23 protein-coding genes are annotated in these 25,044 nt (G+C 45.0%); all 23 read left to right on the top strand.

Annotated features, from left to right (window positions below; genetic code table 11):
* The 23 genes from ACN6KS_RS28255 (at position 1) to secA (ending at position 24,819) form a co-directional block, all read left to right on the top strand.
* Positions 1-2,730 carry a stalk domain-containing protein gene (locus ACN6KS_RS28255; RefSeq protein WP_094878371.1) on the top strand — a complete coding sequence of 910 codons (2,730 nt, stop codon included), beginning with the start codon at positions 1-3 and terminating at the stop codon, positions 2,728-2,730.
* Between the two features lie 57 nt (positions 2,731-2,787).
* Positions 2,788-3,948: a sensor histidine kinase gene (locus tag ACN6KS_RS28250; protein WP_042192427.1), complete on the top strand. Its 1,161-nt coding sequence runs from the start codon at positions 2,788-2,790 to the stop codon at positions 3,946-3,948.
* Positions 3,949-3,952: 4 nt separating this feature from the next.
* Entirely contained in the window at positions 3,953-4,675 is a 723-nt protein-coding gene (locus tag ACN6KS_RS28245; RefSeq protein ID WP_042131342.1) for a response regulator, read from the top strand.
* Between the two features lie 237 nt (positions 4,676-4,912).
* Positions 4,913-5,359, top strand: a complete 447-nt coding sequence (locus ACN6KS_RS28240) for a glycosyltransferase family A protein (protein WP_094877530.1) — start codon at positions 4,913-4,915, stop codon at positions 5,357-5,359.
* 133 nt (positions 5,360-5,492) lie between these two features.
* Positions 5,493-7,508: a DEAD/DEAH box helicase gene (locus ACN6KS_RS28235; protein ID WP_440960947.1), complete on the top strand. Its 2,016-nt coding sequence runs from the start codon at positions 5,493-5,495 to the stop codon at positions 7,506-7,508.
* On the top strand, positions 7,505-8,323 hold the full coding sequence (locus tag ACN6KS_RS28230; RefSeq protein WP_440960946.1) for a ComF family protein: 819 nt from the start codon (positions 7,505-7,507) through the stop codon (positions 8,321-8,323). The genes ACN6KS_RS28235 and ACN6KS_RS28230 overlap by 4 nt, the downstream gene beginning before the upstream one ends.
* A gap of 168 nt (positions 8,324-8,491) precedes the next feature.
* Entirely contained in the window at positions 8,492-8,902 is a 411-nt protein-coding gene (locus ACN6KS_RS28225; RefSeq protein ID WP_094871892.1) for a TIGR03826 family flagellar region protein, read from the top strand.
* A 102-nt stretch (positions 8,903-9,004) separates the two neighbouring features.
* Positions 9,005-9,289, top strand: a complete 285-nt coding sequence (flgM, locus tag ACN6KS_RS28220; protein ID WP_042192418.1) for a flagellar biosynthesis anti-sigma factor FlgM — start codon at positions 9,005-9,007, stop codon at positions 9,287-9,289.
* Positions 9,290-9,301: 12 nt separating this feature from the next.
* Positions 9,302-9,802: a flagellar protein FlgN gene (locus ACN6KS_RS28215; RefSeq protein ID WP_042192416.1), complete on the top strand. Its 501-nt coding sequence runs from the start codon at positions 9,302-9,304 to the stop codon at positions 9,800-9,802.
* 54 nt (positions 9,803-9,856) lie between these two features.
* Positions 9,857-11,440, top strand: a complete 1,584-nt coding sequence (gene flgK / locus ACN6KS_RS28210) for a flagellar hook-associated protein FlgK (protein WP_440960945.1) — start codon at positions 9,857-9,859, stop codon at positions 11,438-11,440.
* A 15-nt stretch (positions 11,441-11,455) separates the two neighbouring features.
* Positions 11,456-12,373, top strand: coding sequence for a flagellar hook-associated protein FlgL (gene flgL / locus ACN6KS_RS28205; protein WP_440960944.1), 918 nt, complete (start codon positions 11,456-11,458; stop codon positions 12,371-12,373).
* Positions 12,374-12,388: 15 nt separating this feature from the next.
* Positions 12,389-12,955, top strand: coding sequence for a DUF6470 family protein (locus tag ACN6KS_RS28200; protein ID WP_440960943.1), 567 nt, complete (start codon positions 12,389-12,391; stop codon positions 12,953-12,955).
* A 117-nt stretch (positions 12,956-13,072) separates the two neighbouring features.
* Positions 13,073-13,519 (top strand): flagellar assembly protein FliW, encoded by a 447-nt coding sequence (locus ACN6KS_RS28195; protein WP_440960942.1) that lies wholly within the window; start codon positions 13,073-13,075, stop codon positions 13,517-13,519.
* 1 nt (position 13,520) lies between these two features.
* The gene (gene csrA, locus ACN6KS_RS28190; RefSeq protein ID WP_440962456.1) at positions 13,521-13,763 is read left to right on the top strand and encodes a carbon storage regulator CsrA; all 243 of its coding nucleotides are present in this window, start codon (positions 13,521-13,523) and stop codon (positions 13,761-13,763) included.
* A gap of 242 nt (positions 13,764-14,005) precedes the next feature.
* Positions 14,006-15,736: a flagellin N-terminal helical domain-containing protein gene (locus tag ACN6KS_RS28185; protein WP_440960941.1), complete on the top strand. Its 1,731-nt coding sequence runs from the start codon at positions 14,006-14,008 to the stop codon at positions 15,734-15,736.
* A 200-nt stretch (positions 15,737-15,936) separates the two neighbouring features.
* Positions 15,937-16,335, top strand: coding sequence for a flagellar protein FlaG (locus ACN6KS_RS28180; protein WP_440960940.1), 399 nt, complete (start codon positions 15,937-15,939; stop codon positions 16,333-16,335).
* 17 nt (positions 16,336-16,352) lie between these two features.
* On the top strand, positions 16,353-18,239 hold the full coding sequence (fliD, locus tag ACN6KS_RS28175; RefSeq protein ID WP_440960939.1) for a flagellar filament capping protein FliD: 1,887 nt from the start codon (positions 16,353-16,355) through the stop codon (positions 18,237-18,239).
* Between the two features lie 28 nt (positions 18,240-18,267).
* Positions 18,268-18,666, top strand: coding sequence for a flagellar export chaperone FliS (gene fliS / locus ACN6KS_RS28170; protein WP_440960938.1), 399 nt, complete (start codon positions 18,268-18,270; stop codon positions 18,664-18,666).
* Entirely contained in the window at positions 18,659-18,994 is a 336-nt protein-coding gene (locus ACN6KS_RS28165) for a hypothetical protein (protein WP_440960937.1), read from the top strand. Before fliS ends, ACN6KS_RS28165 begins: the two co-directional genes overlap by 8 nt.
* 235 nt (positions 18,995-19,229) lie before the next feature.
* Positions 19,230-19,427, top strand: coding sequence for a cold shock domain-containing protein (locus ACN6KS_RS28160; protein WP_019915069.1), 198 nt, complete (start codon positions 19,230-19,232; stop codon positions 19,425-19,427).
* A gap of 384 nt (positions 19,428-19,811) precedes the next feature.
* On the top strand, positions 19,812-21,254 hold the full coding sequence (locus ACN6KS_RS28155; protein WP_440960936.1) for an S-layer homology domain-containing protein: 1,443 nt from the start codon (positions 19,812-19,814) through the stop codon (positions 21,252-21,254).
* 229 nt (positions 21,255-21,483) lie between these two features.
* A complete protein-coding gene (hpf, locus tag ACN6KS_RS28150; RefSeq protein ID WP_094871923.1) occupies positions 21,484-22,032 on the top strand; it encodes a ribosome hibernation-promoting factor, HPF/YfiA family in 549 nt (182 codons plus the stop codon).
* A 279-nt stretch (positions 22,033-22,311) separates the two neighbouring features.
* Complete coding sequence (secA, locus tag ACN6KS_RS28145; protein WP_076285677.1) at positions 22,312-24,819, top strand: preprotein translocase subunit SecA; 2,508 nt, start codon at positions 22,312-22,314, stop codon at positions 24,817-24,819.
* Positions 24,820-25,044 lie beyond the last annotated feature (225 nt).

Genomic DNA, 25,044 nt, shown 5'->3' with positions numbered 1-25,044 from the left:
ATGAATGAAGTTTTGGAGAAGAAGAGTAGCGAGGTTGCACGGGGAATAAGATTATCTTCCACTAAAAAGTGGATTGCTGCTTCATTGGCTGGTGTGTTATGGATTATGCCGGTAATCGGCAGTGAAGGTATGATGCTGTTTGGTCAGGGGTCTGCACCAATTGCAGCTGCAGCCACAGCTCCTTTTAAAGTAAGTAAGCTGGGAGAAGAAGTGATTACTTCGGGCGCCATTATGATGAAATATAAATATACTACTACACGTTCTGGGGCGAGTGCTTCTGGGCTTGCGGATGTCATTCGTATAGATCTTAACAATCCATACGTTTCTTTAGATGTGATGACTGGAAAAGGTGGAAACCTGACTACTCGGCAAAGTACAGGCGGAATGGCCAAGGAAACTGGAGCCGTGGCGGCAGTAAATGGCGATTATTTTAATACCGGTGGAGAGGGTGCTCCTATTGGTGGACAAGTATCAGGTGGAGTACTGGTGTCTACCCCTTCACAATTGGATGGAATGTATGCCTTTGCAGTGACAAAAGACCGCAAACCTATTATTGACGAGTACAGTTTTGAGGGGATGGTAACCGCGCCAGATGGCGCACAGTTTGAGATCTCCGGTATCAATAAAGGTGCTTATAGCCCTGAAGGCGGAAGCTCGACTTATAGTCATGCTAATGCTATGTATATCTACACAGATGTATGGACTGCACTCGACCGCCCTAAAAATAGCTCTACCACTCCAACAGAGGTACTTGTTGAGAATGGTGTAGTTACTCAAATTTCAGAAAATGCTGCACTCCCTACGGCGGTTCCAAAGGGAGCTTATATTTTGCGGGCACATGGCTTAGCCGCACGATATGTTACTGCCCATTTGACGGTAGGACAACCTGTAACAAGTGTGTATTCCCTGAAATCTAAGACTACACAGCAATCGCTAGACCCTGCGAATCTGCAAACCATGATCGGCGGACATACGATTCTAGTAAATAACGGAAAGGCAGCAACGTTCTCTCGTTCTACTAGCAGTATTGGAGGCTATCGTGCACGCACAGCTTTAGGATATTCTCAAGACGGACGTTATGTATATATCATAGCTGCTGAGAAAAATGGTAATAGTTCAGGGATGTCTTTAACCGAATTGCAATCATTTATGACCAATATCGGAGTCTGGAAAGGTCTTAATCTCGATGGAGGCGGCTCTACAACGATGGTAGACCGGCCCCTCGGTGAAACCTCTACTACACTCACTTTTAATACAGAGTATGGCACAGAGCAGCGTAGCATCGTTAACGGGCTTGGTGTCTACACTAACGCACCGCAAGGTGAAGTGAAAGGAATCAAAATTAGCGGAAGTTCCGCACTGCTGGTTGGACAAAAGGCAACGTATTCTTTAAAAGGTTATGACACTTACTACAACCCTATTGATGTAGCAGCAGGTAATCCTACTTGGGTATCAAGCGGCGGAAGCGCGACTGTAAGTGCAGGTGAAGTAACGGCAGTGAAGCCAGGTACCGTTACCTTAACGGCTAAAAGCGGTGCCGCAAGCGCCTCTACAACTGTTACAGTTCTAGGTGGTAATGATCTATCCAGTATGAGTGTAGGAACAGCTACAGCGCCACTGACAGCCGGTAATACTGTGTCTGTCCCTGTTACAGCGGCAACGAAGAGTGGAACAACTATCAATGTTCCGGATTCAGCACTGAAGTGGGAGTTTGTAGGCTTTAAGGGAGCCGTGAAAGATGGCAAGCTTACTGTAAACGCTGTGGATGCAGGGGTTACTACAGGTTATGCTATTGCCCGTTATGATGGATTTAGTGCAGTGGTTGTATTATCAACAGCAGCAGCTACAACATGGGAAGATTTCGAGAAGGTAAGCTATCCAATCGACTTTACTACCAATGTTCCAGCGGTACAGGGTACTGCAACAATAGTGGATGGAACGGCTGAAAGAGTAGGATCCAAGGTGCTGTCACTCAGTTATGATATGACGGCTGGCAGCGGCAAAATGTATGCTTATGCTCAGCTTAATGGTACAAGCGGAAAAACAGTTCCAGCGCTTGCAACTTCGATGTCGGTTGATGTGATGGGCGATATGAGCTTGAATTGGCTGCGTGCTGAATTTGTAGACAACAGTGGAGCTACAGCTTATGTGGATCTTGCAAAGATCATCGATTGGAATGGTTGGAAGAACATTAACATTGACTTGTCAGGCTCAGGCATTAAATTCCCAGCAACGCTGAAGAGACTCTATGTAGTCAACGTAGAGGAAGGCCAAGATGAACGGGCGAAGACGGGTACAGTTGCCGTTGATAATATTAAGTTTACAATGCCATCGCTTTCTAGTGATGCAGGCTTACCGAAAGGTACGGCTTCCATGAGCATTGGCTCGAAAGCAATGACCGTAAACGGAACAAAGAAAGCTATTGATGTAGCCCCAATTGTTAAAGACGGCAGTACTTATGTGCCAATTCGGTATGTCCTTGATGCTTTCGGAGGCAGCGCTACTTGGGATCAGGTGAATAAGAAGATCATGGTATTACGCGGAGCCAAGGCACTGGATCTTACCGTAAATAAAAAGGAATATCTGCTGAACGGTAAACGTCAGAGTGCTGAAGTAGCACCAATCATTTTACAAGGTAGGACTTTAGTACCGTTAAGACTAGTTTCTGAACAGCTAGGATTAACTGTAAAATGGGAACAGAAAACGAAGACCGTAACTATCGAATCGTGATATGTTAATATAAAGGAAAACCTTTAAAACGATTCGATAGAAAAGGGGCAAGCATCCGTGGAATTTCAAACCGATGCGATTGATCGCGTCATTAAAAATACCATCGACGTGATGGAGAGCAGCAAGTATCAGATTTTTGAAATATTGCAGGTTGCGCGTGATGAACTTGCTGCACTCAACAAAGAACTGCAGCGGGTCATGGACGAAACGGATGAGACATTGAAAAAAGTAGACAAGCTGGAGCTGCAGTATCATCGCTCCAGAATCCGGCTGACAGAGGTCAGCCGGGACTTTGTCCGCTACTCCGAGAAGGATATCCGTATTGCCTATGAGAAGGCTACGGAGCTACAGCTCGAACTCATGATGACGCGTGAGCGAGAGGTTTATCTTCGATCAAGACGTGATGAATTACAAATGCGAGTGCGCAGTGTCGAAAATTCTGTAGAACGTGCAGAGTCAATTGGTTCGCAAATGAGCGTAGTGCTCGAATATTTGTCGGGAGAACTAGGTCAGGTGACGAGAATTGTCGAATCTGCCAAGAACAGACAGATGATAGGACTCAAGATAATCCTGGCTCAAGAGGAAGAACGGAAGAGAATTGCCCGGGAAATTCATGATGGTCCTGCTCAAATGCTGGCGAATCTAGTCCTTAGGACGGAAATTGTAGAAAGAATGCTGGTAAAGCAGGAATTTGGGTTAGTGCAGGACGAAGTAATAGATTTGAAAGGACAGGTTCGATACAGCCTGGAAGAAATGCGTAAGGTCATCTTTAATTTACGACCGATGGCTCTCGATGATTTGGGATTAATTCCGACTTTGCGGAAATATGTGCATGATTTTGAGGAGAAGACGAAGCTGAGGACGACCTTGGAAACCAGAGGTCAGGAACATCGACTATCTTCAGCCATGGAGGCAGCGGTATACCGATTGGTCCAGGAAGCTTTGTCTAATGCAGCTAAACATGCCTACCCGAGTTTCGTATTGGTAGAGATTACTTACCAAGCGCAGTTAATTAAGATTGTGATTAAGGATAATGGATTAGGTTTTAATGTGCAGAAATTAAAAAATCCGCAGGGCAATCGTGAAAGCTTCGGGCTAGTAGGTATGCGGGAACGTGTAGAGCTGCTTGAAGGCAGAATGGAAATCATATCAGCCGAGAATCAGGGGACAACAATCGTGATCCACATTCCGACGAACGTGGAGAAAGGGAAGGAGTAATGTGATGGAGAACTTAAACTCTACTAAAACGCCCATTAAAGTTCTTTTGGCGGATGATCATCAGCTTTTTCGTGAAGGGCTGAAACGTATTTTGAACATGGAGGAGGATATCGAAGTCATCGGTGAATGTGGTGACGGTATCCAGGTATTAGAGTTCTGTAACGGAACTAAACCAGACATCGTACTAATGGATATTAATATGCCTATTGAGAATGGCGTGGAGGCCACTCAAAAACTGCGGGAAATGTTCCCGGAGGTTAAGGTAATTATTTTATCGATTCATGATGATGAGAGTTATGTGTTTGAAACCCTTCGTAAGGGCGCTAATGGTTACTTATTGAAGGATATGGAGGCCGAGTCCCTTATTAATGCGATCCGTTCGGTCTGTGAGGGTCACGCTTTTATTCATCCAAAGGTTACCGGAAAGCTAATCAATCAATTGCGGCGCATGACTTACCTTAATGAGACTGGCGTAGCTGCAGATACGGTAGTGAAGGAAGCCGGTGTTAAGTTTGTGGCCGGTGACAACAATCCTCTAACACGTCGTGAAGCAGAAGTACTGCGGTTGATGGCGGAAGGTAAGAGTAACAAAATGATCGGTGAGTATTTGTTTATTAGTGAAAAAACGGTCAAAAACCATGTTAGCAGTATTTTGCAAAAAATGGAAGTGGATGATCGTACCCAAGCAGTAATCAACTCGATCAAGTATGGTTGGGTAACTTTATAAAAAAATTTACAGATTTACGGTACATATAGGAATGAAATCAAGGAGAGCACAGCTTGTTCCTCTGAAATATAAGAAAGTATAAGTTTCACACCATACTTTATGTCTTATATTTCTCGCTTAAACGCTTACCGTCCTTCCAAGGACGCCGAAGGCGTATATGCTTGATAGGAACGCTGGGCAGTCACCGACCTTTTAAAGCCGGCATATAGTGTTGGTATACAGAGGAGGTGCATCTCCATGGTAGCCCAGTTGATATGGATTGCGGCTGTTTATGTATCCGCTGCAGTGATTATTCATATGCTGCATAATCGGCAGAAGGTGCGGCAGACACCGCAGTCCGTGAAATGGATTCATTATATTTTGATTACTCGCAATCATGCATCTGTTGTGGAATGGTACATTCGGGCGCTGACATTTCAAGCATTTTTAACCGGAAAACGATTTCGAGTAACGTTCATGGATGATGGCTCGAGCGATGGAACCCTTGGAATTGTTTCCAGGCTGGCTGATAGTGGCTGCTCTATCGATCTTGCAACATCTACGTACACTTTTCAGATGAGTGAAGAAGAGCTTCAGCAACAAGGGATTGTGGTAGACTTGCGGTTGTCAGGGCAATCTGTTTCGTTGCCCTTTATGGGGATGGCAGGAAGTAGGGGATGCGAATCAAAGCGCGACAGATTTTAAGTGAATATGTGAGTAACGGGTGAAGCACACTCTCCAAGAAATGGGGGAGTGTGCTTTTTGCGTTTGAGGCAGGGAAAGTGGAGTGGGCAAAAGCGACTAATGGTGAGAGTTAAGAGTTAAGGAGGCGGTTTTTATGCGAGTGGGTGTGTATGTCTTGGAATGTAGAGGGATCTGGAGTGTTTGGATTTCTTTAGATCTTACAGTAGATGTATGGTGGTGGTCTGGGGCTGGATCAGAGAGTCAAGGTAGGGGCTTAATAACGGAGGACAAGCTGGTTTTATTATCTCCTGCGCTGCCACTGGGATGGGCGGTGAAGCTGCGCGATTATTTTAAACCAAGAGATGGAATGAGGAACTGGGGGGCTAAGGAATGGGGTCAATACGTAAGCACTGTTCTTGAGCCGGAGTTGAGGGAGGAAAGGGAAGCGGGAGGAATGGGAAAGGAAGAGTGGCCTAATGATGGGGTATCGCTATGGCGGGTTTCTGAACTAAGAAAGATTTTTATTGAACAGGATAAGAAGAACAATGAAGGAGGAAATTATTGCGGAGGAAATGATCTCGATTATGCTTTACTTGAATCGGAAGCAGAACAACTATCGTGGGCGGTGGCCGGCCGCTCTTTACTGCAGCCGGAAATAGAAGCGCTGCTGGCAGAAGGATTGCCAGAGCTGACAGGTCGTTGGCGCCAGGCGGCACAACTGGCGCATTTGCAGGGGCGGCTTACGTTTGCCGCCGCCGTTGGTAGTCACGCCCCGGCTACGCTTGGGGCGTGGGCCCGCCAGCTCCCTGCGGGTGCTGGCGCTCTGGCGCGTGCGGCGGCTAGCCTGCCGCACGTGTGGTGGCGCGGCGCTGTCGCCCGCCGCGCCGTTTCGCGCTGCCTGCGCTGCGGCAGCGCCCCCACCGGCCGCACGGCATGCGCCGCGTGCGGCCTTATGGGCTGCGCCTATTGCGAGGCCTGCCTCGCACTTGGGCGCAGCCGGGCTTGTGCGCTGCTACTGCGCAGCGCAGCGCTTCCGGCCGTGCGGTGCACGGCCGCCCTTGCCCCCACCGCGGCCGCAGGCCGGTGGGGGCTTAGCCCAGCGCAGGCGGGAGCCGCTGGCGCTGCGCTGGGTTTTCTGGCGGAGCGGCGTGAGCGCTCCGCCAATTCGTGCCCAGAGCGGTTCCTGCTCTGGGCGGTGACGGGAGCCGGGAAGACGGAGATGATCTTCCCGCTCCTAGAGGCCGTGCTCGCCGCCGGTGGGCGGGCGCTCGTAGCGACGCCGCGACGCGACGTCGTACTTGAGCTCGCTCCGCGGCTCGCCAAAGCTTTCCGGGTGGAGACTATCGCCGTGCTTTACGGCGGCAGCACAGAACGCTGGGTGTGTGGTCGCTTGACGCTCGCGACCACCCATCAGCTGCTGCGCTTCCATCGAGCCTTTGATCTCGTTATCATAGACGAGCTGGACGCATTTCCTTATCACAATGATCCTATGCTGGCTTATGCCGCTGAAGAAGCCTGTAAGGTAGATGGCTCTTTTATCTACTTATCAGCCACACCACCACAAGAAATGCAGCGGTTGGTACGCTCAGGCAGACTTCCACATGCCAGAGTACCTGTTCGCTTCCATGGTCATCCCTTGCCTGTACCGCAGCATTTGACCATGACATCCGTTCATACATGCCTAAAGCGTGGAAATTTACCTAGATCTCTCGTACATACGCTTCGTAAGTCGCTCGAGCGCAAGGCGCAAATCTTTTGTTTTGTTTCTCGTATCGCTCATATTGACGGGTTGCTGGCTCTGCTTCGCCGGAGCTTTCCCGGCGTAGTTATCGAGGGGACTTCCTCCAAAGATCCATCCCGGGCAGAAAAAGTAATTGCTTTTCGTAACCGCGCTGTTTCCTTGTTAGTAACGACTACTATCCTGGAACGTGGAGTTACAGTACCACGCAGCGATGTATTTATTTTGGATGCAGACAGTGATCTTTTTGACGAAGCCTCATTGGTTCAGATGGCGGGACGTGCCGGGCGATCTAAAGATGATCCTGCTGGGCGTGTTGTATTCGCCTCTCCACAGTGGACCCGATCTCAGCGCGGAGCGATCTCTCAGATCCGTACTATGAACAAAATCGCTCGTAGCAAAGGATTTATTAGTAAGGAGACGCCGACATGAGTGCTATGTTCTCATGGTTAACCAAAGCTCAGTCACTCTTCTCCCCCTCGGCATCTCCATGTTTAACCTGCGGCAAGCGCATCTCTGGATCCTCATCATTTCCTGGAGTTTGCAGGATTTGCGCAGAATCTATTCCATGGATACGTTCCCCGCGTTGCTTGAAATGTGGTCGGCATGTGGGCTGTCCTGACTGTACCCGCAGCACCGAACCATCACCGATTATTTGTAACAGGAGTGCAGTTGCTTACAATAGTGTTATGCGAGAATGGCTAGGTCAGTATAAATATCGCGGAAATGAACGATATGCCCTTTTACTTGGCCTTATGCTGGATAGAGCCTATCTAGCCCTAAAAAAAGAGAAGCAGAGCACTCTTTTATCCCGTGAACCATCCATCATCCATCGCTCTTGGTCTGCTGATTTGTTAGTGCCAGTGCCTGTCAGTGATTCCCGGCTTATGGAGCGGGGGTTTAATCAAGCAGAAAGATTGGCGGATGTGCTGTCTAGACGTAGAAAGGTTCAACAGCTTCCACTGCTAATCCGTACACATCATACGGGAAAGCAAAGCTTTAAGAGCCGGGCGGAACGACTAGCGGATATGAAGCACGCTTTTGCGGAGAATCCGGCAGTAACAACACAGTTTGCGGATTTGATGAAACGGGAGGTACCTCTAAATCGTCCTGTTCGGATTATTATTGTTGATGATATTTATACAACGGGCAGTACCATTCGTGCATGCGCTGAGATCATTCAACAAATAGGTTCAGATTATGGTTATACGATAGAGGTATATAGCCTAACTTGGGCACGTTCCTGAGGAGAGCGAAATGCATGATTGTGAACAGCCCATTCACTTTTTGAAGAGATCCATGCCCGTAATAGCGTTTCTTCCGTCCCATAGACGAATTCTTTGCAATCATGTAATCTAGGAGCATAAGGATATTATGCATTGTACAGAATGTACGGAGAGGAGCGGCTGCTTGTTATGAATCTAGACAATTGTCCAAGGTGCGGCCGGTTGTTTGTTAAGAATCTTATGGGGTTGTGCCAGCCCTGCATCAAAGAGCTGGAGCATGAATATGAGATCTGCGTCGATTATTTGCGGGAGAACAAAGGAACCAACATTCAAGAGCTGTCCGATGCTACGGGGATTTCGATTAAGGAGATCACTCGCTTTATTCGAGAGGGCCGGATATCTATAGCAAATGCTCCTAATATGATGTATCCCTGCGAGGTGTGTGGAACACTGATTCGCGATGGGCATATGTGTGATAGCTGCCGTACTCGGCTTAGAAAGGATCTCACCAATGCCGCCAAGGAAAATGCTGCTGAGGATACTACCAAAAAGACAACAGACGGCGCATATCGTGCCATAGACAAGTTGCGTGACCTATAAAATCTGCAAAAAAACGTTTGCAGCTATAAAGTATGTTTCAGTCTACGCCGATAAACTTAGTAAAGATTATCGGCTTTTTTATATTAGGAGGAAGGTGAAGTTATGAAAATTAACGAGACCGGACGAATTAACGCGATGAATCCGTATCAACGCAGCGCGGATGCGCAAAGGCAGGAACAAATGAAGAAAAGTTCACGCAAGGATGAGGTTTCGATTTCTGATGAAGCAATTCAGCTCTTGCAAGCACAGAATTCTGGTAATGATGCTGAACGTGCACTTAAGATCGACAGTTTGAAGCAACAGGTCTCCGCAGGTACCTATCAAGTAGATGCAGCTAAGCTAGCAGAGAAACTCGCCCCTTACTTTAAGCAATCCTCCGAGAATTAGGTGAAACCATCCATGGCATTGACGACATTAATAGAACTATTGGAGCGGCTGGACGAAGTGCATAACCAAATGCTGGAGCTGGCCGCTGAGAAAAAACAGACGATTATGGACAACAAGGTGGATGCCTTAATCGACATCCTGAACCGTGAGTCCAAGCTAATGAAGCTGATTGGACAGCTCGAGGAACAGCGAATCGCGGCAGCATATACCGTTCTGCAAGGCGTAGGTATTCGTTCCAACCTGAACCTGAACCTAACTGAGCTGTCCAGACTTATATTTGACCCTGAAGATAAGGCACGACTGCTGCATATTCAGCAGAAGCTTTCTGGCACTTTGCACCGCTTGAAAGAAGCAAATGAGCTTAATCAGAAGCTGATAGAGCAGTCGCTTACTTTTATAGATTATTCTTTGGATCTGCTGGTCGGAAGACCGAATCAGGATATCACGTATCATCGTCCGTCTGACAAAGGCAATGGCGTAAATCGGTCGGGGATATTTGATGCACGAGGCTAGAATTGTACTGATGAAGTGTTCTGTCAGAGCAGAACATAAGGAGGAGTAAGCAGCATGACATCCACATTTCATTCAATAGAGACGGCGAGACGCAGCCTTTTTACTCAGACCGCAGCTCTTAATACGACTGGACACAACATCGCAAATGCGAATACCGAGGGTTATACTCGTCAACGTGTAAATATGAAGGCTGCTTTGCCTATTGAAGCGTATGGATTTAATAAATCTACCGTTCCTGGTCAAATGGGTACAGGGGTGGAATTCTCATCTATCGATCGGATTCGGGAAATGTTTCTGGATGATCAGTACCGTGGTGAGAATTCTGCATTTGGAAACTGGAAACTTCAAGCAGATACCCTCTCTAAACTAGAAGCGATTGTTAACGAACCATCGGATACAGGTATTCGTACAGTTCTAGATAACTTCTGGAAATCATGGTCCGACCTTAGTAAGAACCCTGAAGATCCTACTGCTCGTAAGATTGTAGTGCAAACTGCACAATCTCTGACCGATGCTATGAATTATATGAGCACGCAGTTAGATAATCTCGATCGGGATCTAGCTACCAATATTGACGTTAAAGCAAAAGAGGCTCAGGGCTACCTGACCGCTATCGCAGATCTGAATAAATCGATCTATAAGATTGAGGGTATGGGTGATCAGGCAAATGATTTACGCGATCAACGCGATCTAATGGCAGACAAGCTATCCAAGATTGCTAATATTACCGTTGTGGAAACGGAAGCTGGTTATAACGTTTCTCTGGGTGGACAGCCATTGGTAGAGGGTGGAGAAGTTACTGCAACCGTAGATAGTGCATTTCTTAATAATGCTTATGCCGCTGGAACGTTGAAGGGCGGCGAGGCTTACGGAATGATTTTCTCCAAAAATACTTATGTTACCGACTACAAGAAACAACTCAACGATATGGCTAGTACGATTGCTACGGGTGACGTTGAAATTACAATACCGGCAGGTTCCAATCTTCCTGAGGGTACCATATTGACAAATGATGCCAAGATTAAGCAAGCAGATGGCACTGTAGTTACTCTGGCCGCTGGTCAAGCAATCCCTAAGGGAGCAACAATGTATGAGGACGCTAAAACCATTGTCAAAGGTTTGAACGGACTTCACAAGTTAGGTTATGCGATGGATGGAAGCTCCGGTCGTGACTTCTTTGTAACCTCTGGTGACGCTGGAACGATCAAGTTGAATCCGAAAATTGCTGCGGATGTTAGTTTATTCGCAACCTCACTGCGTACTACTGTAGATGCAGCTGGCAACACACAGGTCGTTAAAGGGAATAACACTTTGGCTCTCTTGCTTACGAATCTGAAGGATAGTAAATTCACTACGCCGGACGGCAAAATTAGCAATACTGTGGGTGGGCTTCTAGGCTCTATGGTTGGCCAACTTGGTATTCAATCACAGGAGGCTGCTCGTCAGACCGATAACTCAGATTATCTGGTAGAGCAGGTAAACTCCCGTCGCCAATCTGTCAGCGGGGTATCGCTAGATGAAGAAATGTCGAATATGCTCGTGTTCCAGCATGCTTATAGTGCCGCTGCGCGTTTTATGACTACTTTTGATGAACTGCTCGACAAATTGATTAATTCCACCGGCACAGTCGGCAGATAAAAGGAGATATAGCGTATGTTGAGAGTAACCTCTAACATGATGAATTCACAGCTTCTGCTTAACCTAAACCGTAACGCGCGTACAATGAACGATACACAATTACAGCTTTCTAGCGGCCGCAAGATCAACAAACCTTCCGATGATCCGGTAGGGATCACGTATTCCCTGCGCTACCGTGCGGAGCTTTCCTCTAATGAACAATATACTAAGAATGTAGATAGCGCACTTTCATGGCTGGATTATAATGATACTGTTCTAGGACAAGCTGGGGATGTTGTACAGAAAATTCGTGAGTTAACTGTTCAGGCTTCAACTGGAAGTAATCCACAATCCGCACTCGATAGTATCAATTCAGAGGTTATGCAGCTGAAGGAACAGCTTGTGGATATTGCTAACAGTACGCTGAACGGTAAATATATTTTTAATGGTGAGCAATACAACACGAAACCTTATGATTTCGTTAAAGGTGCAGATGGTACATACGATGTATCTAAGCCGATTACTACGGATACTGGGCAGATTCAGTTTATCGTAGGTGAAGACGTGCGTATGCCTATCAGTACGACTGGTAATGAGATATTCGGTAATACGGGTGATACTGACAATCTGTTTGCAATTATTAATAATCTTTCAGCTGGGTTAAAGGCTGGTGACCTGAAGGTTGTATCGGGTCAATTGGATGTACTCGATACGCGTATGGAGACGATTTTGTCTGCACGTTCCGAGATAGGGGCAAAGACTAACCGTGTTGAATTGATGCAGGATCGGCTTAGTGATTTAAATGTAAACTTAACCGATCTCCAAGCGAAGACAGAAGATGCAGACTACGAAGGTTTGATTATGAACTCTAAGATTCAAGAGAATATCTATAATGCCTCCTTATCTGTAGGTGCGAAGATTATTTCAACATCTCTTGTGGACTTTATAAGATAACGGAGGTGGTTCTCGTTGCTTCAGCCGATATTGCAAATCCGTCAGATACCTGCTGTAATTGGAATTGATGCTGATCCGGGCACATACTCGATAACCCAGCCAAAGGCTGAGGTCAATGTTACAACCACTCCGGGGCAATTAACGGTTCAATCTACTCGGCCAGAGCTTACTGTAGATCAATCTCGAGCATGGGAAGCCTATAATGGCGGGAAGATGCTCGATATGAATAGACGAATTTATTCTGGAATTCAGCAGTTGTATCTTCAGGGCATTGCTAGAAAGGTCGAGCAAGGGAATCGTATGGCTCAGTTTTTCAGACCTGGTAACACAATTGCAGAAGTTTACGGCACGGATACCCAGCCAAATTCATTTCCAGAGATTCGCGGTCCAGCATCATATGACAATGTAGATATTCATATCGAAACGAGAGCCCCGCAAATCGAATTTCGAGCCGCGAAGGTGGATATTCAGGTGGAGAGACGTAATCCGGAAATTGAATATACCCGTGGAAAGTTAAACATATATATGCAGCAATACGCTTCGATTCAGTTTATTCCACCAGAATTGAATGTTCAATTGTAGCTTCATAAGCTATAGATGTGCCGGAAAGCGCCTCTATAGCTTTTGTGCTATATATAATGTAGTAGAATTTCGTAAGAAGCTAGTTTTGCATAGCAAAACTTTTGAGGAGTGAACAACTTGATTATAGAAACACTATCTTGGGGAAAACTGGAAGTAGATAAGGAACAGTTATATCATTTTCCTAAGGGAATCCCTGGCTTTGATGAAGAAACTGATTTTGCTTTGATCATGATGGCGGAGACACCTTTTTGGTATTTACAGTCAGTAAAAAGTAAGGGACTATCCTTTCTTTTGGGTGATCCGTTTACTTTTTATCCAACTTATGAATTTGAACTGCCGGACGATGAGGCTGAAGAGTTAGAGATTAAATCGGATGTAGTCGTTCGTTGTATTATTACTTTGAAAGAAAATGTTGAGCAGTCTACGATTAATCTCCTTGCTCCTATTGTATTGAATCCGGTAGGGAACTTTGGTAAACAAATCGTGCTGCATAAAGCGCCTTATCATACGAAACATAGCCTACTGCAAGAGCAGTCGGTTATCGATGGAAAGGATGGTGGATGATATGCTCGTACTTTCCCGCAAAAAAGGGGAATCCATCGTCATCCAAGATCAGATAGAGCTGACGATCTTAAGTGTGGATGGTGATACGGTAAAAGTTGGCATTTCTGCACCGAAGCATGTTGATATTTTCCGGAAAGAGGTTTATCTATCGATTCAAGAGGCGAACCGTGAGTCCGTTGCTCCACAGCAGACTGATCTGAATGCACTGATCCATCGTCTTCGTGGTGTAAATAAGCATGATTAATTGACATATCGTATACACAGAATCCAAAACCTGGGACTGCTTAACCGCGGACTCGGGTTTTTATTTGTGTTTTGGAGAAATTCTCCAAGAAATTTCAAAAAAAATTCGAAATACTCTAAACAGTTGGGGGCATGCCGTCGATATATGTATTAGACGCTGACCCGGCAGGGCGGCCGACCTTAATGGATCGGCGTTTACCACATGGATGTGGAACTAACTTAATTTCAGGGAGGAAATATCAAATGATTATTAACCATAACGTACCGGCGTTGAATACTCACCGCCAATTGTCCATCAACACTGCCAACACTAACAAAAATATTGAGAAATTGTCTTCCGGTCTTCGTATCAACCGTGCAGGTGATGACGCAGCTGGTCTGGCAATCTCCGAAAAAATGCGCGGTCAAATCCGCGGTTTGGATCAAGCTTCCCGTAACGCTCAAGACGGTATCTCTTTGATTCAAACAGCTGAAGGTGCATTGAACGAAACCCACAGCATTCTTCAACGTCAACGCGAAATCGCTAACCAATCCGCAAACGGAACAAACACTGATTCTGACCGTCAAGCACTGCAAGACGAAATGAACCAATTGACTTCCGAAATTAACCGTATCGGTAACACTACTGAGTTTAATACTCAGAAATTGTTGCAAGGTGATGGAAAAGCTAATTTGGCTGGAACAACTATAGTAGCAGATGCCAAACTTGCAGGTGGAACGGCAGCTTTTACAACAGAAGTCAAGAGATCGGATAATGTTACGACCGCTTTTGCAAACAGTAATACACTTTCTTACACTATTAATGGTCAGACTTTAACTGCTACTTTTGCTACAGATGCAACAGCAGCTGTAACTGAAAGTAAATTGCAGGATACAACTGTAACTGGTAATGCTGCAACTATCGGAGTTGGAACGGGTGCTTTGGATCTTCCTACACAAGAAACAGCAATTGCAAGTGCATTGCAAGCAATGATCGACAAAAATGATACCTTAAAAGGCCAGTACACTGCCAAAGTATCTGGTGGCAACATTGTTATTGAGGCAGTAAAAGGTGGGAAATTTGAAGGGGCAGCTGGTAACGTTTCCGCTGCAACCGCAACAGGCGCAGGTGTCGTTGCTAACATTGCAGGTAGTACAAATGCGGGCACATCAACAGCAGCAGTACCTGCTTCTAGCACTATTACATTCGCAGCTGGTACTGATGATGCTGCTCTGAAGAACCTTGTTGGTAAAGGATTCTCTGTAGGAGATAAACAAATCGAGTTCTACAACGCTAGCGAAGGGGCTTATAAAGGCAAGGGCATTGGTGTGGCTATTGACACAGCACTTGCAGCCACTGCTGGTAATAAAGACGATGCAATTGCCAAAGCAATTGCCGATACTGTAGGTTCCAAAATTGAGGGTGTGAAATTCACATCTGCTGCTGGCGTACTTACAATTACCGCTACTGAAGGTGGACTTGATGGAAATAAGATTGAAGTTAAGGATGGTGGAGTTCAAAAATCTTTCGAAACTTCTTTCCAAATCGGTGCTAACACTGGTCAATCCATGAGCTTGTCCATTGGTGACATGCGCTCTTCTGCACTAGGTATCACTGGTAAGGCTGGCGATGCTGGTTTCACTAAGACTAACACTGTAACTGACGGAACTAACGATGTGAGCGCTGAAGCAGCTCTGAACATCTCCACTAAAGAAGATGCTTCTGCTGCTATTGCAATTCTGGATAAAGCTACTGCAACTGTATCCAGCTCCCGTTCTAAACTTGGTGCTGTTCAAAACCGTTTGGAGCACACAATCAACAACTTGGGAACAGCTTCTGAGAACTTGACTGCTGCTGAATCCCGTATCCGTGACGTTGACATGGCTAAAGAAATGATGCAACAAACTAAGAACAACATCCTTGCACAAGCTGCACAAGCTATGTTGGCTCAAGCTAACCAACAACCACAAGGCGTTCTTCAATTGCTTCGTTAATTTTAAAGCCAACCTCTATAGTTTCATAAAAAAAGGACCTTGGAATTTTTCCAAGGTCCTTTTTTTATGGATATTTGTGATTGTTAAAAAAACTTCAGACTTCCGGGATTTTTCCGGTTTATCTTTCTTAAGTCCTAAATTATCCCTGAATTCAACCGATATAAAGAGTATAAAATGAGCGTTGGTGGAGGTCGGGGTTTATGAATGTACAGTTTTCTCTTTCTGCTAGTTCAGTTAGTTCCGTAACAAGTTCACAGGGTGTACCTGAAGGAACGTCCAGTTCTACGTCGGTGACATCCACGATTCAAGAAACTCCTATCCGGAATGCTAAGGATATGAGTTTGAGAGAGAAACAAGGTGTAAATGTATCCGTTGCGGAGGGACAGCTCATTCGTACCATTGAACGGGCAGTGAAATCTTTACAGGGGCCCCAGACTACGCTGGAGATCAGCATCCACGAGAAGACGCATGATATTATGGTCAAAGTGCTTAATAAGGATACCGGTGAGCTCATTCGCGAAGTCCCTCCAGAGAAGACTCTGGATCTCGTAGCTAGTATGATGGAAATTGCCGGAATACTTGTAGACGAGAAAATTTAGTATAGGGGGGTGTTGTTTTGGTTACACGTGTAAATGGATTTTCAGGGATGGATATCGATAGTATGGTTAAGAGCATGATGGCCGCCAAGAGGGTGCCGCTGGACAAACTTAATCAAGACAAGCAGCTCCTGCAATGGCAAAGGGAAGGATACCGGGAATTGAACAGCAAGCTGTACGATTTCCGGACAAATAAATTAATCACCAAGTACGGAGGGAATGCTGCGCTCAACGCTCAGAAAGCTGTGGTTACCGGAAATACAACAGCTGTTAAAGCTGAAGCTTTAGCAACAGCAAATGGAGTGGATATGAAGGTCAGTGTTACCCAACTGGCAACAAGAACGACGTACGAAACTCCTGGCTTGGGACAGGGGAAACCCGCTACAATGTCTCTAGCTGCACTAGATGGTGTTGATCTCTCCAATATGTCTGAAACTGATAGAACTGAATATTTGAAAAAGGGCTTTGATATCAGCATTAACGGTGAAACGTTCAAAGATAAAGATGGAAAGTCCATCTTTAACGGTCTGACTTCAATTTCAACATTAGTGGCAACGATTAACTCTTCCTCCAAAGCAAATGCTATTGCGAGCTATGATGAAATTACGGGCAAGCTAACAATTGCCTCCAAGACCAGCGGTAAAGATGGTATTGTAACAATGGGGACGCCTGCAAGCAGTAATACATTGCTGGGTCTGTTCTCGAAGAGTAATCTTAATGTGGTGGAATCTAATAAACTTACGGGCGTTACTACTGCAACTACAGTAACTGAGTTAATAAATAAAAGAGACGGTACCTCCCTAGTTGATGCTGATGTGAAAGACATCAAGTTTACTATCAATGGCAAGGAGTTAGTAGTTAAAGGTTCAGATTCTATTGCTACCATTATGAGTACAATTAATGGTGCGGGTGCCAAAGTAAACGCAAGCTTTACTACAGATGGAACCTTGAAGCTTGTTGGCGATTCTGGGGGCGACGTTAATCTCGGTGGAGATTCTTATGGATTTATGAAGCTCTTTAATGGGAGGCAGTCAACTCCTGCAGATGATAATTCCATTAAAAAGACCATAGATGGGGTAAATGCTAAAGTATCTATCAACGATGTAGAAATTGATAATGTTAACAGTAATACGTTTACTATTAATGGTGTTCAGCTGACGTTGCAAGAGTTGACAAAAAAAGATGCAGCTTCTGCTGATATTCCGGTTATTATCAAGACGCAGACAGATCCCGATAAAGCTGTGGAGACCATCAAAGGGTTTATTGAGGATTACAACAGCTTGGTCGTATCTTTGAATGCGAAAATCGATGAGGCTAAATATCGTGATTTTAGACCTTTGACAGATGAACAAAAGTCTGCATTGAAAGATGATGATATTAAGACTTGGACAGAAAAGGCTAAGAGCGGTCTGCTTAAGAATGATGATATTATTAAATCTGTATTGTCCGAAATGCGCGCTATTATCACTGAGAAGCTGGGACCACTCAGTGCACTAGGAATTACAACCGGAAATTATATGGAGAACGGTAAGCTTATAATAAAAGATGAGGCTAAGCTGAAGAGCGCAATCACTGCTAATCCGCAGCTAGCCATGGATTTATTGCAAGGGCCAGCCAGTGCCCCTAAAGAAGGAATATTGGATAAAATGGCTGATAAAGTATCGGCTGCCATTGATAAGATTTCTGAGCGAGCTGGTACAAATAGATTCTCTATGGACCTTACCAGCACCTTCAAAGAAGAAAGTGTAATGGGTAAGAAGATGAAGCTCTACAACACTCGTATAACTTCAATGTTGACTATGTTAAATAATGCCGAAACACGCTACTACAAGCAGTTCTCAGCCATGGAAACGGCAATGAACAAGTTGCAGTCACAGTCTAACAGTCTTTTCTCCACATCCAGCTAAGATAATTATAAAATAGAGGGTGACATTATTGATAACATCTCCTTATGACAAGTATCGCCAATCTTCTGTCAAAACCTCAACGCCTGCACAGTTGGTAGTCATGCTTTACGATGGAGCCATTCGTTTCGTTAGAACAGCGATGGATGGTCTTAGCAAACAAGACTATGAGAAGACCAGTCTTAATTTTGGCAAAGCTCAAACGATTATAAGTGAATTAATGAGTACATTGGACTACTCCTATGAGGTATCTAATAATCTTTATTCACTTTATGAATATACGAATTTCTTGTTAGTGGAAGCTAATATCCGCAAAAGCCCGGAAAAAGCGGAAGAGGCCATCGGCTATCTTACAGACCTTCGTGAAACTTGGCTACAGGCATCCAAAATCGCTGCAGGCCAGGGACAGGCTGAAAGTGCTCATGGATGAGTTAATTCAGAGCCTGAAGGAACTAACCTTAGGTATCACGGACAGACTCGATGAGACTACCTATGAGGTGTTGGAGCTTTTTGTCGAGGATCGTCAGGAGCTTGTCGACTCTATTGCAGAACAAGCCGAAATTTGTAAGTCAACGACCGCACAAAAACAAGAAATTAATCGAATTTTGGAGTATGACAATGTGATCCTAGACAGAATGAACGCTCTTCGTTTGGAAGCGCAAGACTGGTTGCAGAAGCGCAATCAGGCCAAGGTACAGCGCAGCGCCTACGAGGCCGCTTACACCCCAGATAGTTTTCTAATGGATCGCAGAAAATAATTTATTTCGGTGTTTCACTATAGGAGTAGACGGGTATTAATTTCCGTCTGCTCTTTTTTTGATCCTTACGCCGCAGCTATTTCTTGATTATGGTAAATTAAACGTCCTATTTTACGTGGTAAATTATTGCATGTAAACATTTACTTTTCCAATTGACAATGAAGAAGTTACGGTGGTATAGTCGATTTGTGAGCAAGACTCACGTTCATCTGATGACGAAGGGAATGTTTAATCAATGGAAGGTAAAGTAAAATGGTTTAACGCAGAAAAAGGTTATGGTTTTATCGAGACTGCAGACGGTGGCGACGTATTCGTACACTTTTCCGCGATTCAAACTGATGGTTTCAAGACTTTGGATGAAGGCCAATCCGTAGAGTTCGATATCGTTGAAGGCGCACGTGGACCACAAGCAGCTAACGTAATCAAATTATAATCATACGGCTCAGCCGACCTACATATAAGTAGATGGTTAGCAATTTAGACAGCGCTAGCAAGGATCTTGGGAATTCTCCCGAGGTCCTTTTTTTGTGTGTTGGGACCCCCGCAAAGTACCTGAGTATGCATCGATTTAGGCTCCACTTTGTGGGGAGATTTTGTGTGCTCATAAGCTTCTCTCAATGCAGTTAATAGAAAGAAAATAGCGTACTTTGTAAATTTATAATATGGAAAATGTTAGAACTCTCCGAAATGTGGGTAATAGTTGTACGTTGAGCTGTTTATCTTACCTCGACGCACACTATGTTAGCCTAGGCCAACACTTCCATGAGAGATTCAAATAGCCTAAGCTATCAAAACTTTTAGGAGGATGATTAGCAGGATGAAAAAGAAGTTGCGCGGTCTTATGACCGGAGTTTTAGGAGTTAGTATGTTATTAGGATCTCTTGGCAGTGTATCTGCCGCCTCCGTACCTAAGGATATTCAAGGTCACTGGGCTCAAGCTCAACTACAGGAATGGCTAGATAGAGGATACCTTGGAGGATACCCAGACGGTACAGTTAAACCAAACAAGGCCATTACGCGCGGTGAGTATGTGACTATGGTAAATCGCCTGTTTGGTTTTACAGCAAAAGCAACTGTAAGCTTTAAAGATATGAAAAGCACAAACTGGAACTACAGTGAAGTGGCTAAAGCCGTGGAAGCTGGTTATATCGGGGGATACGAGGACAATACGTTCCGTCCAAATACTCCGCTCACAAGACAAGAGGCAGCTGTAATGGCTGCGAAATTACTTAAATTGAGCACTAATACCACTACTAGCAAATTTAAAGACAATGCACAAATCGCAGCATGGGCAAAAGGTGCAGTAGCCGCTGCAGCAGATAAGAAGATTATTAACGGTTATCCGGACGGAACCTTCGGTCCTAAGAGATCGTTAACACGTGCAGAGGCTGTAGGTATCATCAATACCTCGGTCATCTATTACCCAGGTAGCGGCACAGGTGGTGGAGTAATTCCTACCCCAACGCCAACTCCGACACCAACAGCTACCCCAACGCCAACAGCTACTCCAGGTGGTAGTACGGGTGGAGGAAGTGGTGGTGGATCTGGTGGAGGTAACGGTGATGGCGGAACTGTCACTACACCAACCGTAAGTGGGGCAACCTATGGTAACGTTGGTTCGGTAACAGCCGATGTATACCTGACATCTTCCGTAACAGGCTCAGTGTACTATGTTGTAGCTCCTTATACTGCTAACATAAGTGCACCGAGTGCATTGCAGGTGGAAAAAGGACAGATCAGCAATGGAACTGCAAGCGAAATTCATGGTAGTGTTGCAACTGTACCGAACACAACGGTTACATTCTCGGTTTACGGATTGAATCCTGGGACAGAATACGCAACATATATCGTAGCAGCGGATGCATCTGGTAATCTGTCTACTGTGACAACAGTTCGATTAACTACTGCTCAGGCAACTGAAAAGTCGATTACACTTTTTGAACCAGGACAAGCAGGTACTGTTACAGCCGATGTATATGTTAAATATGGTGTGACAGGTTACGCTCCAACCCCAGTAAGATATGTAGTATTACCAGCTAATGAAAAAGCACCTAGCGCAGCACAAATTTCTTTAGGACAGAATAGTACTGGTACAGCGTTGACTGCTCCATGGACGGACACGCTTACGTTCGCTCCTGGTGTAAAACATACGCATACTTTGACTGGATTGACAGCCAATACTGCCTATAAGGTATACGTTATTACAGGATCGGGTACAGAATTGTCACCTGTCGAAATCATTCAAATTCATACCAAGTAACTTAATCTTATACTGTCTCAGTTTGGGAATATAAGAATGGAATTCGTACTATAATAACGACAGGTTTACAATTGGTCCGGTGAGGCGAATAGTTGCTCTTACCGGACTTGTTTTATTTGTGAACACTACGACAATATTTGTTATCTAATTGTAAGGGCTGTAAGGAATTACTTTTTACTTAGCCTTAACAATTTGGTATAATGAAGGTGTAACTAAAGGAGGAGTGGCCATGCAATTCACCATTCGAGGTCAACAAATTGACGTGACCGACGCTTTGAGAGAGTATGTTGATAAGAAGCTCAGCAAACTTGAGAAGTATTTCGAAGCACCCCCTACCTCTGAAGGGTCTGTGACGCTTGGCGTAGTTCGCGGCCTTCATACGGTGGAAGTAACCATTCCGCTTGCTGGTGTGACGCTTCGTGCGGAAGACCGCAGCGATGACATGTACGCTTCCATAGATGCCGTTGTGGACAAGCTGGAACGTCAAATTCGCAAACACAAAACGAAGATCAATCGTAAGTTCCGTCAAGAGGGACTCAAGACGCTGTTTGTGGATGGAGCTAGTACCGCTGTTGCTGTAGAAGAACAAGATTATGATGATTTAGAAGTTGTGCGGAACAAACGCTTTACGATGAAGCCGATGGATGTAGAAGAAGCTATTCTTCAAATGAACATGGTAGGACATACTTTCTTTGTTTTTTCCAATATCGATACCTCGGAAGTAAGCGTAGTTTACAAACGTGATGATGGTAAATATGGATTGATTGAACAGGGCTAAGATACAATGATGCCAGTTATGCTCTAAGTATAAAGGGCCTCGAGAGTTAGTCAGAACCTAAGAAATTTAAACCGAGCCCCTATTCGCTTGCAGCGAATAGGGCTCTTGTGCGTATAAGCGACTATATTTGAAAAATGTGGCTGATACACCTTGTATTGCGGCATCTCTTACAAACTGTTACAATTTATGAAGCAGCGGAATCGAATTTATAAATGGCCCTTTCAATTTTGTGAGGATGGGCTCGGTTCCACCATCTGTGTTGCATGAAAGGGGTTAACCATGCTAGGACTTGTAAAGAAAATATTCGGAGACACCAACGATCGTGACGTTAAACGTCTCATGAAGACAGTCGATGTAATTAATGGATTGGAACCGGAATTTGTAAAGCTATCTGATGAACAGTTACAAGCGAAGACAGCAGAATTCCGTGCCCGTATTGAAAAAGGCGAAACTCTGGAAGAAATTCTTCCTGAGGCATTTGCAACCGTACGTGAAGCTTCCAAGCGGACACTGGGTATGCGGCATTTTGATGTGCAGTTAATTGGTGGTATGGCTCTGCATGAAGGCCGAATCTCCGAGATGAAGACTGGTGAAGGTAAGACACTAGTAGGTACATTGCCAGTGTATTTGAATGCTTTGCTAGGTAAAGGCGTACACGTTGTAACGGTCAATGACTATTTGGCTCAGCGCGACAGCGCACAAATGGCACAAATCTATAACTTCCTGGGCATGACGGTTGGGGTTAACCTAAGCGGTATGGACCATGCTGATAAACAAGCTGCTTATGCCTGCGATATTACGTATGGCACGAACAACGAATTTGGTTTCGATTATTTGCGTGACAACATGGTGCTTTATAAAGAGCAAATGGTTCAGCGCCCTCTGTATTTCTGTATTATTGATGAAGTGGACTCTATTCTTATTGATGAAGCACGTACACCTCTTATTATTTCCGGACAAGCTGAGAAGTCTACAGAATTGTATTTTTCAGCAGACCGTTTCGTGAAAAAGCTTAAGGCTGAAGAAGACTACACAGTTGATATTAAGGTGAAGTCTGTAGCCTTGACTGAAAAAGGTGTGGCTACTGCTGAGCGCGCTTTTGGTATTGAGAACTTGTATGATCACAGTCATGTAACCTTGAATCACCATATCGTCCAAGCCCTAAAAGCAAATGTAATTATGCGTCGTGACGTAGACTACGTTGTAAACGAGGGTGAGGTCGTTATTGTCGATGAATTTACAGGACGTCTAATGTCAGGTCGTCGTTATAGCGATGGGTTGCACCAAGCGATTGAAGCGAAGGAAGAAATCGAAGTACAGAATGAGAGTATGACTCTTGCTACGATCACTTTCCAGAACTACTTCCGTATGTATCGCAAACTGGGCGGTATGACAGGTACTGCGAAGACTGAGGAAGAGGAATTCAAGAAGATTTATGGTCTTGAAGTTCTTCAGGTTCCTACGAATAAGCCGAACAAGCGCGATGATATGCCGGATGTCGTCTACAAGAGTGAGAACGGTAAGTTCAAGGCTGTTGTGGAAGAAATCGTAGAACGTCACAAAAAGAACCAGCCTGTACTGGTTGGTACAGTGTCGATCGAGAATTCAGAGCTCGTCTCTGAAATGCTGAAGCGCAAAGGTGTTAGGCACCAAGTGCTTAACGCGAAGCATCACGCTGCGGAAGCAGAAATCATTACCCATGCAGGTCAGCCAGGTACAGTTACGATTGCTACCAACATGGCTGGACGTGGTACGGACATCGTTCTGGGTGAAGGTGTGACAGATCTTGGAGGTCTGCATATCATTGGTACAGAGCGTCATGAATCGCGCCGGATTGATAACCAGCTGCGCGGTCGTGCGGGTCGTCAAGGTGACCCGGGTTCTACACAATTCTACTTGTCGCTTGGCGATGAGCTGATGAAGCGTTTTGGCGCTGACAACGTTCTGACTATGATGGATCGTCTCGGATTCGAGGAAGATCAGCCGATTGAGAGCCGCATGATCACGCGTGCTGTAGAATCTGCTCAGAAACGTGTTGAAGGCAATAACTTTGATATCCGTAAAGTCGTATTGCAATATGATGACGTGATGAATCAACAGCGTGAAATTATTTATAAACAACGCCGTGAGATTCTGGAGTCCGATAATATTAAAGATATCGTGCTTGAAATGATCAAGCCTGTAATTGAGCGTATCGTTCTCGCACACTGTAGCGATGATATTCCTGAGAACTGGGAACTGCAAGAAGTTGCTGATTACGTAAACAGCAAGCTGCTTGAAGAAGGTGCTTTGACCCGTGATATTCTATGGGGTAAGGAAGCTGAGGAGATTATCGAGTTTATTTTCGAACGTGTGCTTGAGAAATATGCAGCACGTGAAGAACGTCTGGGTTCAGAGCTCGTACGTGAATTCGAGAAGGTAATCGTGCTTCGTTCCGTAGATAGCAAATGGATGGATCATATTGATGCAATGGATCAATTGCGTCAAGGGATTCACTTGCGTGCCTACGGTGGTACGGATCCACTTCGTGAATATCAATTCGAAGGCTTTGAGATGTTTAATACTATGACTGCTACGATTCAAGAAGAAGTAGCTACTTATATTATGAAGGCTCACATCGAAGCGAATCAGGAACGTCAATCCGTTATTGATGAAGACAAGATCTCTACAAACAGCGAACCTGTTGAGAAACGTCCGGTTCACGTTGAAGCTGTAACTGGCCGTAATGATCTTTGCCCTTGCGGAAGCGGCAAGAAGTACAAGAATTGTCACGGTCAAAACGCATAAGACAAACATTTAGAAATACACCATATTTTGCGAACTAAGGTATAGATAAAGTTGGTGTTTGATTGAGGTTTTCTCTGCTCTTGCCATTTATCTAGTCCTTATTATCGCTTCCATGGGTATACTAACCATAAAGAGCGGCTGGGCCCGGGGGGATCCCCCGTTTACGGCCCAGTCGCTTTTTTGGATCTTTAGTAGTTTGGTGATCATGGAGCGGAGCAGGCGGAA

This window comes from Paenibacillus nitricinens (genome assembly GCF_052056485.1).
Lineage (GTDB): Bacteria > Bacillota > Bacilli > Paenibacillales > Paenibacillaceae > Paenibacillus_AQ > Paenibacillus_AQ nitricinens.
The sequence above is the reverse complement of the archived record's forward strand: the minus strand, read 5'-3'. Positions and strand labels throughout refer to the sequence as shown.

What these genes read in the sequence shown, in the direction of transcription:
- ACN6KS_RS28215 (WP_042192416.1), top strand. Translation starts at nt 9,302, where the DNA reads ATGGCATTGACGACATTAATAGAACTATTGGAGCGGCTGGACGAAGTG.
- ACN6KS_RS28155 (WP_440960936.1), top strand. Translation starts at nt 19,812, where the DNA reads ATGAAAAAGAAGTTGCGCGGTCTTATGACCGGAGTTTTAGGAGTTAGT.
- csrA (WP_440962456.1), top strand. Translation starts at nt 13,521, where the DNA reads ATGCTCGTACTTTCCCGCAAAAAAGGGGAATCCATCGTCATCCAAGAT.
- hpf (WP_094871923.1), top strand. Translation starts at nt 21,484, where the DNA reads ATGCAATTCACCATTCGAGGTCAACAAATTGACGTGACCGACGCTTTG.
- flgM (WP_042192418.1), top strand. Translation starts at nt 9,005, where the DNA reads ATGAAAATTAACGAGACCGGACGAATTAACGCGATGAATCCGTATCAA.
- ACN6KS_RS28240 (WP_094877530.1), top strand. Translation starts at nt 4,913, where the DNA reads ATGGTAGCCCAGTTGATATGGATTGCGGCTGTTTATGTATCCGCTGCA.
- ACN6KS_RS28255 (WP_094878371.1), top strand. Translation starts at nt 1, where the DNA reads ATGAATGAAGTTTTGGAGAAGAAGAGTAGCGAGGTTGCACGGGGAATA.
- secA (WP_076285677.1), top strand. Translation starts at nt 22,312, where the DNA reads ATGCTAGGACTTGTAAAGAAAATATTCGGAGACACCAACGATCGTGAC.
- ACN6KS_RS28180 (WP_440960940.1), top strand. Translation starts at nt 15,937, where the DNA reads ATGAATGTACAGTTTTCTCTTTCTGCTAGTTCAGTTAGTTCCGTAACA.
- flgL (WP_440960944.1), top strand. Translation starts at nt 11,456, where the DNA reads ATGTTGAGAGTAACCTCTAACATGATGAATTCACAGCTTCTGCTTAAC.
- ACN6KS_RS28185 (WP_440960941.1), top strand. Translation starts at nt 14,006, where the DNA reads ATGATTATTAACCATAACGTACCGGCGTTGAATACTCACCGCCAATTG.
- ACN6KS_RS28245 (WP_042131342.1), top strand. Translation starts at nt 3,953, where the DNA reads ATGGAGAACTTAAACTCTACTAAAACGCCCATTAAAGTTCTTTTGGCG.
- ACN6KS_RS28235 (WP_440960947.1), top strand. Translation starts at nt 5,493, where the DNA reads ATGCGAGTGGGTGTGTATGTCTTGGAATGTAGAGGGATCTGGAGTGTT.
- ACN6KS_RS28165 (WP_440960937.1), top strand. Translation starts at nt 18,659, where the DNA reads ATGGATGAGTTAATTCAGAGCCTGAAGGAACTAACCTTAGGTATCACG.
- ACN6KS_RS28160 (WP_019915069.1), top strand. Translation starts at nt 19,230, where the DNA reads ATGGAAGGTAAAGTAAAATGGTTTAACGCAGAAAAAGGTTATGGTTTT.
- flgK (WP_440960945.1), top strand. Translation starts at nt 9,857, where the DNA reads ATGACATCCACATTTCATTCAATAGAGACGGCGAGACGCAGCCTTTTT.
- ACN6KS_RS28230 (WP_440960946.1), top strand. Translation starts at nt 7,505, where the DNA reads ATGAGTGCTATGTTCTCATGGTTAACCAAAGCTCAGTCACTCTTCTCC.
- ACN6KS_RS28225 (WP_094871892.1), top strand. Translation starts at nt 8,492, where the DNA reads ATGAATCTAGACAATTGTCCAAGGTGCGGCCGGTTGTTTGTTAAGAAT.